The 14,133-nt window shown below is 69.0% G+C and carries 10 protein-coding genes; 4 read left to right on the top strand and 6 right to left on the bottom strand.

Annotation, left to right across the window (positions count from 1 at the left end; translation table 11 throughout):
• Positions 1–112 precede the first annotated feature (112 nt).
• Complete coding sequence (locus ACFXHA_RS39300) at positions 113–3,622, top strand: BTAD domain-containing putative transcriptional regulator (RefSeq protein ID WP_379365454.1); 3,510 nt, start codon at positions 113–115, stop codon at positions 3,620–3,622.
• A 149-nt stretch (positions 3,623–3,771) separates the two neighbouring features.
• On the opposite strand, the gene ACFXHA_RS39295 is transcribed toward ACFXHA_RS39300, so the two are convergent.
• Complete coding sequence (locus ACFXHA_RS39295; protein ID WP_379365452.1) at positions 3,772–5,148, bottom strand: serine hydrolase domain-containing protein; 1,377 nt, start codon at positions 5,146–5,148, stop codon at positions 3,772–3,774.
• Positions 5,149–5,423: 275 nt separating this feature from the next.
• Here ACFXHA_RS39295 and ACFXHA_RS39290 point away from each other — a divergent pair, with 275 nt between their 5' ends.
• Positions 5,424–6,461, top strand: a complete 1,038-nt coding sequence (locus ACFXHA_RS39290; protein ID WP_379365450.1) for an alpha/beta hydrolase — start codon at positions 5,424–5,426, stop codon at positions 6,459–6,461.
• Between the two features lie 65 nt (positions 6,462–6,526).
• On the opposite strand, the gene ACFXHA_RS39285 is transcribed toward ACFXHA_RS39290, so the two are convergent.
• From ACFXHA_RS39285 to ACFXHA_RS39275, 3 genes are all read right to left on the bottom strand, one after another.
• Entirely contained in the window at positions 6,527–8,134 is a 1,608-nt protein-coding gene (locus ACFXHA_RS39285) for a flavin-containing monooxygenase (RefSeq protein ID WP_379365448.1), read from the bottom strand.
• A gap of 115 nt (positions 8,135–8,249) precedes the next feature.
• Positions 8,250–8,618 (bottom strand): ArsR/SmtB family transcription factor, encoded by a 369-nt coding sequence (locus tag ACFXHA_RS39280; RefSeq protein WP_379365660.1) that lies wholly within the window; start codon positions 8,616–8,618, stop codon positions 8,250–8,252.
• Positions 8,619–8,664: 46 nt separating this feature from the next.
• Positions 8,665–9,900, bottom strand: a complete 1,236-nt coding sequence (locus ACFXHA_RS39275) for an MFS transporter (RefSeq protein WP_379365446.1) — start codon at positions 9,898–9,900, stop codon at positions 8,665–8,667.
• 110 nt (positions 9,901–10,010) lie between these two features.
• Between ACFXHA_RS39275 and ACFXHA_RS39270 the strand changes: the two genes are divergently transcribed.
• Positions 10,011–10,781: a hypothetical protein gene (locus tag ACFXHA_RS39270; RefSeq protein WP_379365444.1), complete on the top strand. Its 771-nt coding sequence runs from the start codon at positions 10,011–10,013 to the stop codon at positions 10,779–10,781.
• Positions 10,782–10,918: 137 nt separating this feature from the next.
• On the opposite strand, the gene ACFXHA_RS39265 is transcribed toward ACFXHA_RS39270, so the two are convergent.
• Together ACFXHA_RS39265 and ACFXHA_RS39260 are read right to left on the bottom strand one after the other, a co-directional pair.
• Positions 10,919–11,701: an SDR family oxidoreductase gene (locus tag ACFXHA_RS39265; protein ID WP_379365442.1), complete on the bottom strand. Its 783-nt coding sequence runs from the start codon at positions 11,699–11,701 to the stop codon at positions 10,919–10,921.
• A 242-nt stretch (positions 11,702–11,943) separates the two neighbouring features.
• Positions 11,944–13,548, bottom strand: a complete 1,605-nt coding sequence (locus ACFXHA_RS39260; RefSeq protein WP_379365440.1) for a TerD family protein — start codon at positions 13,546–13,548, stop codon at positions 11,944–11,946.
• An 87-nt stretch (positions 13,549–13,635) separates the two neighbouring features.
• Here ACFXHA_RS39260 and ACFXHA_RS39255 point away from each other — a divergent pair, with 87 nt between their 5' ends.
• The gene (locus ACFXHA_RS39255) at positions 13,636–14,130 is read left to right on the top strand and encodes a hypothetical protein (protein ID WP_379365438.1); all 495 of its coding nucleotides are present in this window, start codon (positions 13,636–13,638) and stop codon (positions 14,128–14,130) included.
• Positions 14,131–14,133: the final 3 nt, after the last annotated feature.

Genomic DNA, 14,133 nt, shown 5'->3' with positions numbered 1-14,133 from the left:
GCCGCGGGCCTCGATGACACCGGTACCGGGGCGCGAGTGCTGGACGCAGGTCGGGTTCGCGCGGGCAACTGTCTCTCATGGGCACCGGCCTTGGATGGCGTTGGCTACGGCCATGATCGAGCGGGTTGCGAGCCACCGCGACGCGGGCTGCGGCGATGGCGGCGTGGGCTGTGGCTACAGCGGCGCGGGGTTGTGGGCGCAGCGGCGCGGCAGCGGGCGTCGGTGGCGGGTTCGGGTCGGGGCGGTCTGGAAGACTTCGGGGGTGCAGGTTGGTGTGTTGGGGCCGGTTCGGGTTCATGCAGAGGACGGGACGCCGGTGGAGATACCCGGGTTCCGGGTGCGAATGCTGCTGGCGCGATTGGCGTTGGAATCGGGACGGGACGTGCCCGTTACGGCGCTCATCGACGGGTTGTGGGGTGAGGAGCCGCCTGCGGACGCGGCCGGTGCGCTGCAGGCGCTGGTATCCCGCTTGCGCAAGGCGCTCCGCGGGGTGGGCGCGATCGAATTCGGGACCGGCGGTTATCGGCTGCCCGGGATCACCGTGGATGTCGATCGATTCGAAGAGCTGGTGCGGCAGGGGCGCGCGGAACTGGCCGCCGGTCGCGCGGAATCCGCCGCGCGGATCCTGGGCGAGGCCTTGGGGCTGTGGCGCGGTCCCGCGCTCGGCGATGTGCTGGACGCGCCGTTCGCCCAGGCCAGCGCCACCCGGTTGGACGAGTTGCGCTCCGCGGCGCAGGAGGACCGTTTCGAGGCCGAGCTTCAATTGGGCCAGTATGTAGACGTGCTCGCCGATCTCGATATCGCCGCCGTGGAGAATCCGCTCAGCGAGCGGCTTGCCGCCCTGCGCATGCGGGCTCTCGCGGCCGCCGGACGGCAGTCCGATGCGCTGTCGGTCTATGAGGGCATGCGGGCCCGTCTGGACGAGGAACTCGGCATCGACCCGTCCGCCGCACTGCGCGACACCCATCTGGCGCTGTTGCGCGGCGAGCTGGAAATACCTGCTCCGCGTAGAGAACCCGCGACCAAGGCGCTCCCGGCCCGCCTGACCGGCTTCATCGGTCGCGAGACGGAGCTGTCCGAACTGGTCGGGCTGCTGGCGGATTCGCGCCTTGTCACCATTGTGGGCCCCGGTGGCGCGGGCAAGACCCGCCTCGCCCTCGAGGCCATGGACCGGCAGTCCGGCGTGGTGTTCTTCGTACCGTTGGCGGAACTCGGCGCGCCCGATCAGCTCGCCGATGCCGTGGCGGGCGCACTCGAGAGCGGCACCGCCGAACGGCCCGACAAGACCGCGCGACTGATCGAACTGCTCGACGTCGGCCCGGCCGTGCTTGTGCTCGACAACTGCGAGCACGTCATCGCCGCCGCAGCCGAACTCGCCGAGCGGCTGCTGGACCGGCTGCCACAACTGCGCGTGCTGGCCACCAGCCGCGAACCCCTCGCCATCACCGGTGAGGTGCTGTGCCACCTCGACCCCTTGGAACCGCCGGTGGAGACCGTGGATCCGGTTGTGGCCCAACGGTCCCCGGCGGTCCGGCTGTTCGCCGAGCGGGCGGCCGCCGTGCGTCCGGGTTTCGTACTGGATGAGGCCACCGTGGCACCCGTGGTCGCCATCTGCCGCCAACTCGACGGTCTCCCACTGGCTTTGGAGCTGGCCGCCGCCAAGCTGCGCGCCATGTCCGTCGACCAGGTGGCCCGCCGCCTCGGCGACCGCTTCCGCCTGCTCGCCTCCGGCAGCCGCACCGCCCTACCCCGTCAGCGCACCCTGCTCGCCCTGGTCGAGTGGAGCTGGGACCTGCTCGAAGAACCCGAAAGGCTGCTGGCCCGAAGGTTTTCCATTTTCCCCGGTGGAGCGACCGCCGACGCACTGGAAGCCGTCTGCGCCGACACCGACCTCCCCACCGACGACATCCCCTACCTCCTCGACGCACTCGTCGAGAAATCCCTCGTCACAGCCACCACAGACGACCCGCCGCGCTACCGCATGCTGGAAACCATCCGCGCCTACGCCGCAGATCAGCTCGCCCGCTCCAAAGACGACCTCGTCCTTCGCTTCACCGACTACTACCTCATGCTGGCCGAACACTACGAACCGCTCATGCGCGGCAGCGAACAGCTCACCGCCATAGCCGTTTTCGATGCCGAGCACGCCAATATGGCAGCCGCACTTCGTGCCTCGCTCGGCGAGCACACCGGCTCCACAAGCCCCCGGTCACCCGTACGGCGGGTCACCGGCTCGGCCGGACCTGGCGAGCGAGCGAGCGGCCACGCCGGTACCGGTGAGTTCGCCGCGTCATCGGAAGGGCCGGGCGGCGCGGTCACGGCCGACGCCGCGGACGGCGGTGGTGTGGGCGACGGCACTGAGGTTGTCACGGCCGACGGTGGCGCTCAGAGCGGCGGTGCTCTCGTCGGCGGTGCTCCGGTCGCGGCACGACTGGTTCGGGCGATGTTCTGGTACTGGGGAATTCGTGGGATGAGCACCCAGTTCGAGAGCTCGCTCACCGCGGTGCGCGGCCTGGGCGAGGATGTTCCGGCTCAGGCGCAGGCCGCGTTCTCCGTGATCGCGTTGATGGGCGGTGCGCCACCGGCCGGTGGCACGTTGTCGGCGTTGATCGAGGACTGTGTGCGGGCGGGTGGACTGGAATACCATCCGGCTCTGCCGCTCTGGGCGGCGCTGATGGCGGCCCGTACCGGCGACGAGAAGCTCGCCGAACGACAGCTCGAGCAGGCGCTGGCCTGGCCGGACCCCTGGGTGCGGGCCAGCGCGCATCTCGCGCGCGATATTGCGCTGACCGGGCAGGGGCAGCTGCCCGCCGGGGCTGAGTCCCGGCGAGAAGCCCTGCGCGGGTTCGAGATCGCGGGCGACCGCTGGGGGCTGACAATGGCTGTGCTCGCCGTCGGTCGTGACCATGCGCTGCGCGGTGAGCACGAGCTGGCGCTCGCGGCGTTCGGCCGCGCCGTTGCCCTCTCCTCCGAACTCGATACGGAGGACGATATTTCCGCAACCCGCGAGGCCCTCATCCTGGAGCGACTGCGCGGTGGTGAATCGGCCTCGGCCGCAAGTGATATCGAGGCCACACAGCGACTGGCCGCCGAATCCGGCTTCGCCCGCCTCGCCGCGGTCATCTTGTTCTCGAGTGCTGAACTCCACCGCCGCGCGGGCGACATCACCGGCGCCGACCGTGATCTCGACCAGCTCGCGCACCGCATCAGCCGTCTGCCCTACCCGGCCGCCTGGGCTGCCCACCGCATCGCGGTCGCACGGCTTGCCAACCGGCTCACCGCGGGTGAACCCGAGGCCGCTCACGTCCTGCTCTTACAGGTGATCGAAGGCTCTGTCGTCTACGGAGACTCCGCCGCCGTAGCCCAGTCGGTCGCCCACGCCGCCGAACAACTGGCGAAACTCCGCCTCCTGGAAGGCGATCCGTCCGGTTCCGCCACTGCCCTCGGCCTCAGCGAGGTCCTGCGCGGCATCTTCGATCACGGCGAACCCGAACTAGCGACTCTCACAGCGGAACTCACCTCCATCCTAGGTGAGGACGAATTCCGCGCCGCCTACCGCCGCGGCAGCGAACTAACCCGCTCCGATGCGCTGGAACAACTGGCGGCAGAGGCCGCGCGGTGACCACCTGACCAACCGTGAGTGACCGTTGCCGCGCGGGGGTGTGCGCAGCCGTCGAGAGCGCCGAGCTCCGGACATGGCGATGCCGGGGTCTCACGGAACCGGCTGTGAGGAAGCGGGTTTCGTGAGACCCCGGCGGTCGGGGGGGGTAGTCAGGGGAGGCGGGTGAAGAGGCGTCCGGCCAGGTCGATGCCGGTGATCTCGCCGTCGGCGTTGCGGCTGAAGAAGCCGCGTTGGCCGGTGAAAGAGCCTGCGGTGATGACGTATTCGTCGGTGTTGCCGGGCAGCAGGCCGAAGGGGAAGGGCGGGTGGTCCTGGGGGATTTCGGCCTCGGGGGCGGCGGCGCGGATTTCGGGCTTGACCTTGCATTCGAGGTAGAGCTGGTCGCCTTCGGCGTAGCAGGTCATGGTCATGGCGTCGATGTCGTAGACGCCGAACAGTTCCGGGGCGCGGGCCGCGTCGAAGGGGACCGGCTCGGGGTCCTTGTCGATTACACCGAGGTAGTGCTCCAGGGCCCAGCGGATGACGGCCTGATTGGCGGGGATGCCGTCGGGGCTGGCGTTGGAGAGGACGACCACGACGAAATCGCGTTCGGGGACCAGTTGGAAATTGGCGAACTGGCCGAAGCCGGAACCGTCGTGGCCGACCGTGCGGACGCCGTCCACGTCACGCAGCATCCAGCACAGCCCGAACGCGTCCGCCATGGTGCTCGCCCTCAACGCGACGGTCGGCTGCTGCATCCGATGCAGCACCTCGGTCGGCAGCACGGTGCCGCCGTCCTCGGCGCGGCCGTCGCCGAGGTGGAATCGGCCCCAGCGCAACAGATCCGACACCGTCGAGCCGAGCCCGCCACCGGGGTTGTTGGCGCGAGTGCCCTTCCAGGACCGCGCCACCTCGAGCACGCCGTTCTCCTGCCGCTCGTGCCCGGCGGCGAAGCGGCGGGTCATGATGTCGTCGCGGGAGTAGAAGCTCTCGCGCAGCCCGACCGGCTCCAAAACCGTTTCGGCGATGACCTTTTCGAACGGCTCACCGGTCACGTTCTCGATGACCCGGCCCAGCAGATTGAAACCCGCCTGGCTGTAGGACGGCCGCTCGCCGGGTGCGGCGATCAACGGCAGCTCCGAGAGCGTGGCGACGAACGCGGCCAGACCGTCCTCACCCTCACCGGTGTTGTTGATGAGATTCCAGTCGAATCCGGCGGTGTGGTTGAGCAGTTGCTGCACGGTGATGGTGGCCGCATGGTGCTCGTCGGACAGCTTCAACTCCGGCACATACGTGCGGACCGGAGCGTCCAGGTCGACCTTGCCCTCGGCGACCAGCCGCATGAGCGCGGTGGTGGTGAAGGTCTTGCTGGTCGAGCCGATGGCGAACACGGTGTGCTCGGTCACCGGAACCGGGTTCTCGGTGCTGGTCACGCCGACATTGGCGATGATCTCGCGGCCGCCGACCCAGATGCCGACGGCCATGCCGGGCATATCGAACTCGGCGGCGGTGGCGGCGACGAAATCGGCGAGTGCGGTGTCGTTCATGGGACTGCCTTTCAACGGCTGGTTCGTGCCCGGCCCGGTTGTTCCGGCCGGTGCATCCGGTGTGTCCATGACTTTGCCGACGCCCGCTGACAGCGCACCGACAGTGCGCCGACAGCCATCGACAGCTCACCGACAGTCGATTTCCGGGGCCTGACCAGCGGTTCCGCCGCCCTCTCAGGCCGAGCTCAGCTTCGGGCCAGCAAATGCTTATTGCCGAATGACAGGCTGGTGAATCAAGTCTTACCAATTGGAAACGACCTGCAAGGAGATCTAGCGTGCGTTCGAAGAGGATCTGGGGCGGCGCCGTGCTGGCCCTGACGGCAACCGTTCTGCTACCGGTCGCCGCAGGTACCGCCTCCGCAGCCCCGGCCGCTTCGCTGAACTACGCGGGCACCTCCGCCGACGGCTCCAAGATCGCCTCCAGCACCGCGTCCGACGCGCGCACCCTGAAACTCCAGGTCTACTCGGCTGCCATGGACAAGAACATCGAGGTCGATGTCCAGCGTGCCGCCGACACCTCGCAGCCCACCCCGGTGCTGTACCTGCTCAACGGCGCGGGCGGCGGCACCGACTCCGCGACCTGGCAGAAGCAGACCGACGTACTGAACTTCCTGTCCGACAAGAACGTCAATGTGGTGCAGCCGGTCGGCGGCGGGTTCAGCTACTACACCGACTGGCGCGCAACAGATCCCACGCTCGGCGTGAACAAGTGGAAGACCTTCCTCACCGAGGAGCTGCCGCCGCTCATCGACAAGGCGCTGAACACCAACGGGCGCAATGCCATCGCCGGACTGTCCATGGCGGGCACCTCGGTGCTGCAGCTGCCCATCGCCGCGCCCGGGCTCTACCAGTCGGTCGCCGCCTACAGCGGCTGCGCGCAGATCAGCGACCCGATCGGCTACAACTTCGTCAATACCGTGGTGGCCGCGGGCGGCGGCGACAGCAAGAACATGTACGGGCCGCAGGGCGATCCCATGTGGGCCGCCAACGATCCCTACGTGCACGCCGACCAGCTGCGCGGTCTGAACCTGTTCATTTCCAGCGGTTCCGGACTCCCCGGCCAGTGGGACACCCTCAACGGCCCGCATACCCTGCCCGGCACCGGCGGCTGGGTCAACCAGAACACCCTCGGCGCGGGCCTCGAGGCCGCCACCAACTACTGCACCCACAACTTGAAGGCCAAGCTCGACGGCCTCGGCATTCCGGCCACCTACGACTTCACGCCCACCGGCACCCACTCGTGGGGTTACTGGCAGGACGCGCTGAAGGCGTCGTGGCCCGTCCTGGCTACCGGTCTGGGCCTGCCCGCCTGATCCGGTAACGACGAAACCGGCACGCCTTCACGGGGAAGCGAGCCGGTTTCGTTGCGTTTCCGGAGTCAGGCGGTCAACTCGAAGTTCGGGTAGCCGTTGTCGCGCTCCTCGTCGCAGTACCGGCGGTAATTGCCGAAACCGCCGATGTAGGGCATGAATACGCGCTTCTTACCCTCGACGTTCGCGCCCATGTACCAGGAGTTCGCCTTCACGAACAGCGTGCCCTCCGCGACCTCCAGCAGGTGATCGGTCCACTTCACCGCAGCATCCTCACGCGCCTCGGCCGTGCGAATCCCGTTGGCGCGGCAGTGCTGAACCAATGCCAGCACCCAATCCAGCTGCTGCTCGGAGTGCAGCACCATGTTCGCCATCACCGACGGCGTGCCGACACTGTTGATGCTGAACATGTTCGGGAAGCCCGGAATGCCGAAGCCCAGATAGGTGACCGGCCCATCGGCCCACGACTCGCCGAGGCGGGCATCCCGCGCGCCGTGCGGGTCGATGCGCAGCAGCGCCCCGGTCATGGCGTCGAAACCCGTTGCGTACACCAGGGTGTCGAGCTCGATGAACTGCTCGCCGGTACGGATGCCGGTCGCGGTGACCTCCTCGATGCCCTCGCGACGCAGATTCACCAGCGACACATTGTCGCGGTTGTACATCTCGTAGTAGCCGGAGTCGGTGCAGATGCGCTTGGTGCCGATGGGGTGGTCGTAGGGGATGAGATCGTCCGCCACCGCCTGATCGTCGATCTTCGCGCGAATCTTGGCGACCGCGAACTCCCGCACCAGCTCATTGGCGGCCAGATCGCTGTTCTGGTCGGGGAACACCTTGTTGAACAGCACGCCGCCGCCGTTCCAGCGGTCCTCCATGGCCTCCGCACGCTCGGCGGCCGACAGGTCCAGGGCCTTGGTGGTGAGCGAGGCGTGCGGGGTGGCGGCACCCGCGTAGTAGGACTTCTCGCGTCGCTGCCGGTAGGTGGCGCGGATCTCGCCCTGCTCGGCATCCGTCCACGGCCGATTCGGCACCGGCACACTGAAATTGGCGGAACGCTGGAAGACGGTGAGCGCCTGCGCCTCTCGCGCGATGATCGGCGAAACCTGGATGCCGGAGGAGCCGGTACCGATGACACCGACCCGCTTGCCCTCGAACGAGACGCCATCCTCGGGCCACTGCGCGGTGAAATACTCCTCGCCCGCGAAGGATTCGATCCCGGGCAGGTTCGGCTTGATCGGCGCGGACAGGCACCCCGTAGCGAAAACCACGAACTGCGAACGGAATTCGCCGCCGGTATCGGTGCGCAGCGTCCAGGTTGCAGTGGACTCGTCGAACTCGGCGGCGGTGACCCGCTGCCCGAACCGGTAGTGCCGCTTCAGATCGAAGCGCTCGGCCACATGCTCGATGTAGGAGAGGATCTCCGGCTGCGCCGCGAACCGCTCGGTCCAGGTCCAGCTCTGCTGCAACTCCTCATCGAAGGAATAGGAGTAGTCGACGCTCTCCACATCGCAGCGCGCCCCCGGGTACTTGTTCCAGTACCAGGTGCCGCCGACGCTCTCGCCGGCCTCCAGACCGAGCACGTTCAGTCCGGCCCGCGCCGCCTGATGGACGCCGTAGAGTCCGGCGAATCCGGCACCGATGATGATCACATCGAATGGGCTGCCCTGCTCGGGGTGCATGCGCGACCTCTCACTATCCGTCTTGCGATATTTCGACTAGGCATATCGTCAAGGCGAATGCGGGCAGCGGGCGATAGCAGGTCCCACTGACCAGGAGCGCAGGCCCGAGGGTCGGTCACTCGTGCGCGGGCTCCCCGGTCACGACGTGATCGGCGTGATTGAGACCCTCGCGGACCAGGCGTGCGAGGTGCCCGTCCCGCAGCCGGTAGATGATGCGGCGACCGTCGCGGCGGGTCTCGACCATGCCGGTGAAGCGGAGTTTGGCCAGGTGCTGGCTGACCGCCGTGCGGGACGCGCCGCACGCCTCGGTCAACGCGGTGACATCGGCCTCGGCATCGGCGAGCAGCCAGAGAATGTGCAGCCGGGTCGGATCCGACAGCATGCGGAAGGTGGCGGTGGCGGCGTCCAGTCGGGTCTGATCCGGAACGACGGGATGGGTCAGGCTCGGAGTGTGGGTGTGTTCCGGCGGGTGGGCGGGATTCACTGCGGCGGGTACCGATTTCGCCTTGCTCACCTGCTCCACCTTCCTGTCACCGTGTCGCCGTCGCCCTTTCGGTGTCCGCCGCGGCGGACGCGGGCCAGGCGCGGGCCGCCGTCGTAGCTGCCAGTGTAGCCAGCGCGGCCAGCACGATCGCCGTGGTCGGCAGGCCCGCCAGCGCGCCCAGCTTGCCCGCGATCGGGTAGGTGATCAGGAAGCAGGCGTGCGAGAGCGAGAACTGCGCGGTGAAAACGGCTGTGCGGGTTTCGGGTTCGGACTGGGCGCGCAGCAGCCGGGCGGAGGGGGTGTTGATCAGGGAGGTGCCCGCGCCGAGCAGCATCCAGGTCAGTGCCAGCACGACGGCTCCGGCGGGGCGGGGGAGCAGGGTCGGCAGGGCCGCGGCGAGCAAGCCGAGCGGGAGTACGACGCAGCCGGTCAGCATGAAACGGCGCTCGGGGATGACGGCCAGCAGCCGTGGGGTCGCCAGCGCCACCACCATGGACCCGAATCCGAAGCAGCCCAGCGCCAGCGCCACCTCGGTGTTCGACCCGCCCAGCCGATCCCGCACGTACACAACGGTATTCACGATCACCAGCGCGGTGGCTGCGGCCACCACCAGGTTCATGGCCAGCAGCCCGCGCAGCACCGGGCGGTTCAGCATGATCCGCGCGCCCTCGGTGATGCGCTCGAGTAGCGGGGCGGAACGCTCCGCCGGAGCGAGGTGCGGCAGCCGGGTGGTCACCACCAGCAGTGCCGAGGCCACGAAACCGGCCGCGGTGCCGACGAACAGCGAGTGATAGCTGATGACCGTCAGCAGTACGGCCGCCAGCACGGGGCTCAGCAGCGACTCCATGTCGTAGGCGAGCCGCGACAGCGACAGTCCGCGGGTGTAGTCCTCCTCGTCGACCAGGATCGACGGGATCAGCGACTGGAACGCGGGCGTGAAGGTCGCCGAGGCCGATTGCAGCAGCGCGATCAGCACATAGATCTGCCAGGTGTGCGTGACGAACGGCAGCAGCAGCGCGATCGCCGCGCGCACAGCGTCCGCCGAGACCAGCACCAGCCGCCGCGGCAGCCGCTGGGTGAGCGCCGAGATCACCGGCGCCACAGCCACATACGCCACCATCTTGATGGCCAGCGCGGTGCCGAGCACCGCACCTGCCTGGCCGCCCGCGATCTGATAGGCGAGCAGGCCGAGGGCGACGGTCAGCAGCCCGGTGCCGACCAGGGCGACCACCTGGGCGGTGTACAGCTTGCGGAACTGGGGATGACGGAGCACGACGAGCACGAAACCACTATAGGCCAATACGTGCGCAGGTGTGCACATGATGTCCGATATCCTCCGGGCTGCCCGAACCCATTGGGTTTGCTGGGCGATTCGTCGCTATCCTCGCGTGCATGGGGAGGAAATTCGCGGCCGGTGCGCTGGCCGCCGCGACGCTGGCCACCGCCGCCTGCGCTCGGCATACCACCGCCACCGCGCCCATGGCCGGCAATCTCGCCCCGCCCGCCGCCGAGCCGACCCAGGCCACCACCGCTCCGGCCGCCCCGGTGTCCGACTTACCGCCCTGCGGCGACATCGCCACCGCCGCAACGCCTCCCGACTGCTACCTGCAGTCCCGCGACCGGGTCGGCCTGACCTTCGAGGTGCGCCACACCGGCACCGGACAGCGGGCCACGGTCACCATCAGCGTGCTCGACGCCACCGGCGCGCAGGTGCAGACCATTACCGAACAGTCCGTCGGCACCACCGCGCCCCGGCTACGCGACCTCGACAACGACGGCCGCGACGAGCTCGTCATCCCGATCATGCTGGCCAGCTCCAACACCCGCTACCTCGTCTACCACGCCACCGGCGACTCGGTGCACCTCCAGCGCGCGGGCGAACTCGCGGGCATCGGGCTCGACACCACCGCCGCGGGCTACACCGTCGTCACCGCGCGTGACAGCTACGAACTCTGGAAGATCGAGTTCTTCTACTTCGACGCCGACATCCTGCACCCGCTCGTCACCGCCGAGGTCAAATTCCTCGACGACGGCACCGGCCACATCGGCGGCAGCGAATGCACGGTCACTGACACCGGCGGTCTCGCCCGCACCACCCTCACCCCCGACCAGGCCACCACCCAGTTCTGCGCCGAACCCACCGTGCTCCGCGTTCGGCGCTGACTTGTTTCGAGCGTCGGGCACTGAATCGTGCTGCACGTCGGACATGAATCGTTCCACGCGTCGGGCACCGAATCCGGGATGTCTCAGGGGTGTTCCCGATACCGCCCGATCGGCCGCGGCGCGACCATGAATACGGGTCAGTTCGCCGGCTTCGAATGACGCCGGCGCAGCCACTCGGCATAGTCGAACGACACTGCCTCGCCATCGGAGTCGAGGCACAGCGCAGCGCTGCGCACCCGTCGCACGACGCGTCCGAGTGGCGGCACCGGCAACGGCAGCACCCGCTGCCCGAGGGCGCGCCGGCGGATATCGGCCAGCTCGGCGAGGGTCTGCACCGCCGGGCCACCCAGGTCGCGGACCCGCCCGGCCGGACCCGCGTCGACCGCGTCGGCCAGCCGCGCGGCCACCGCGCCGGTGTCGATCGGCTGGAAACGCATGGCGCTGCGCGGTGCTAGCCGGAAAGTCGCACTCGCGCCGAGGATTTCGTCGATCAGGTCGTGGAACTGGGTGGCGCGCAGCAATGTCCACGGCACCGGACCGGCAGTCACGACCCGCTCCTGCGCGACCTTCGTGCGGTAATAGCTGAACGGCACCTGCTCACAGCCGACGATCGAGATCTCCACATGATGGCCGACCTGCGCCCGCTGCTCGGCGGCCAGCAATGTCCGCACCCCCTCGACCATGACCGGCGCGCTGCGCAGACCCCGATGGCTGACCGCGTCCACCACAGTGTGCACACCCGCCAGTGCCGCGTCGAGCCCCGCCCCACTCGCCAGGTCCACGGCGTGATGCGTGGTCCCCGGCACCGGATCGGCCGGAGCCGTCCGGCTCAATACCCGCACCGTATGCCCCCGCGCGACCAACTCCCGCACCACCGGCACCCCGAGCGCCCCCGTGCCCCCTACGACCGCCACCTGCATACCGAACCCCTTCCGCGACTGACTCCCTCGGACGCTAGAACCACACCCACTGCCGCTCAACATGATTCATCGCATGCAGAGGAATTCGCCACATTCCGTCCGCAACCGCGCGTCGGCGAGGTTCAATGCCCGCCCCCGTGCCCCGCTGTCGACGGAGGTCCAGCGCCGCGAATTCGCGGCAGTGGGGCCGGGATTCGGACCCCGCGTCGGGGCGTGGCGGTCCGGTGGAGAGTGGCGGCGGATCAAATATGGGTGGCCTTGGTGCGGTTGCAGCCGCGGCAGAGGATTTGGAGGTTGGCGGGGCTGGTTGCGCCGCCGCGGCTGATCGGGATGATGTGGTCGAATTCGAGGTAGTGGCTGTCGCCGCATTCGACGCAGCGGCCGCCGTCGCGCTGCCAGACGACCGCCTTCACATCCGGTGGGATGGTGCGGGTGTCGCGGCGGCCGGGAGCCAGCGCCAGGCGTTTGGCGATGCGCAGCGCACCCTCCATGGCGGCCGCCACGTAGGCCGGGTCGGCCACCTCCAAGAGGGCGCCGCCGCGCGCGGATGTGGCCGACACTTCGACCAGGCCGTCGGTGGACGTCACCGAAACCACTCGGGCCCAGGGAATTTCGGTGCCCGCATCCGATGCGGTGAAGCGAATCTTGCGATTGCTGACAATGAGACGGCCCTCGCTGCGTTTGGTGCCGCGGGCCAGCTGCCGGATGTGGGCGGCGGGCAGGCTCAGGTGCACGCGTTCGTCCGGGTCCAGGTGCAGGCCGGTGGTCTGGGCCAGCGGCAGTTCGCCGGAGCGGAGCCGGGTGAGCACGCGGCAGCGCCGCAATCGGCGGCGCAGATCCTCGATGAGCGGACCCGACAGCGACAGCTCGGCGACCGTGTCCTCGAAATCGTCCAGATCCGCCTGCTCGACCACGCCGTCGGCGAAGGTGAAGGCCACCAGGCGTTCCAGGTGATCATGAGCCGTCGGACGCAGCAGCTCCAGGGCGGGCGCGCGATCGATGCGCTGATAGCGCAGCGCGGCCCACAGCGTGTCCCAGTCCTCGTACGGTTCGGCGCGGCGCAGCGCGCGTTCGGCGCGCGGCCGCCAATCGGCAAGGTATTCGCCTGTTTCGGTGGCACATTCACGGCACCACGCGGTCGCGTTGAACAGCCGTCGGCGGCGGGGCTCGCCGCATCGTGGGCAGTGCCGGGAATCCGACGGCGGCACAGCGCGTGTCGCACCCGTCCAGGTGGTGCCGTCCCACCAGCGCAGCCGGGCCGGATCGCGCGGGTCCGGATGCCAGTCCGGGCGTTCGGAATCCGGTGGCGGCGGGGTCTGCCGCGGCTGCGGCGCGCGGACCGGATCAACCCGCACCCCGAACTCCCGGACCAGCCCGGCCAAACTCACCCCGCTCTCACCGAGTGCCCGGAACTCCCAGCCCCGGCCCGAATCCGCTTCCACACGCAGGAATTCGCCGAGGACCAGGGCCGGTACCGAGACCGAGGTGTCCACGTCGTAGGAGACCACCGGATCGTCATGGTCGAGCACCGTCAGCCGTAGATCAGCGACCTCGGCGAAACTGTCGGACACCGAACCGATGACCACGATCCCGGCCACATCGGGCCCGGTTCGCGGGAGCGACACCGACAGTCGCGCGATGCCCGCTTCGGGTTCGGGATCCAGGGTCACCGCCTGCGATACGTGCCGCGGCGCCTCCGACCACACGAAGTCCCGATCGGTCCGGGCCCGCCCGTTCGCCCCGACCAGCACGGCCTGTGCCCGTACCGGTTGTCGCGACCGCCACGAAAGCACAACCGTGAGAAGCGATGTCGGAACCGCCGTATGCTCGCCCGTGGTCAGATTCATGGTGCTCGAATGATGCCATGACCCCCCGACAAGAGATTGCGATCGATCCTCCACCGGAATCTGAAAAACGTCCGGCACAGTAGAGGCATGAGCACTCCGAAGGGTTCCGGTCGCCCGGACCCCACCCCCCGCGCCAAACCCCCGACCTCGCGCGTCCCGACCGCGAGCGACATCCTCGCCGCCGCCCAGGCCGCCGTCGAAGCCGCCCAGAACGCCGCCGGACTCGCCCTCGACTCCGCCCAGACCACCGCCTCCACCGCCTTCGACACCGCCGTGCGGCTCCCGCCCGCCTCGATCCAGCTGGCCGCCCAGCTCCCCGACCTGATCGAAAACCTCACCAGCGCCGTCGAACGCCTCAACGCGACGATCGACCGCCTGGACCGCACCCTCGCACTGGCCGAGCCCGCTTTCCTCGCCTACGACAAGGTGCTCACCCGCCTCGAGTCGCTCACCGCCCTGGGCGAAGACGTCTTCGGCCGCCTCGACAAGCTGCCCGGCGTCTCGCTGCTGGGCCGCCTCACCGGCACGCGCCGGGAACCCGAACCAGAACCCGACAAGTCTCGCCGCAGCCGCCGCAAATAGGCC

Source organism: Nocardia sp. NPDC059240, from assembly GCF_042753865.1.
In the GTDB taxonomy this organism is placed as follows: domain Bacteria; phylum Actinomycetota; class Actinomycetes; order Mycobacteriales; family Mycobacteriaceae; genus Nocardia.
Note: the sequence above shows the minus strand (reverse complement) of the source record. Positions and strands in the feature narration are given on the sequence as shown.

What these genes read in the sequence shown, in the direction of transcription:
- ACFXHA_RS39285 (WP_379365448.1), bottom strand. Translation starts at nt 8,134, where the DNA reads ATGCACCCCGAGCAGGGCAGCCCATTCGATGTGATCATCATCGGTGCC.
- ACFXHA_RS39265 (WP_379365442.1), bottom strand. Translation starts at nt 11,701, where the DNA reads ATGCAGGTGGCGGTCGTAGGGGGCACGGGGGCGCTCGGGGTGCCGGTG.
- ACFXHA_RS39255 (WP_379365438.1), top strand. Translation starts at nt 13,636, where the DNA reads ATGAGCACTCCGAAGGGTTCCGGTCGCCCGGACCCCACCCCCCGCGCC.
- ACFXHA_RS39260 (WP_379365440.1), bottom strand. Translation starts at nt 13,548, where the DNA reads ATGAATCTGACCACGGGCGAGCATACGGCGGTTCCGACATCGCTTCTC.
- ACFXHA_RS39270 (WP_379365444.1), top strand. Translation starts at nt 10,011, where the DNA reads ATGGGGAGGAAATTCGCGGCCGGTGCGCTGGCCGCCGCGACGCTGGCC.
- ACFXHA_RS39300 (WP_379365454.1), top strand. Translation starts at nt 113, where the DNA reads ATGATCGAGCGGGTTGCGAGCCACCGCGACGCGGGCTGCGGCGATGGC.
- ACFXHA_RS39295 (WP_379365452.1), bottom strand. Translation starts at nt 5,148, where the DNA reads ATGAACGACACCGCACTCGCCGATTTCGTCGCCGCCACCGCCGCCGAG.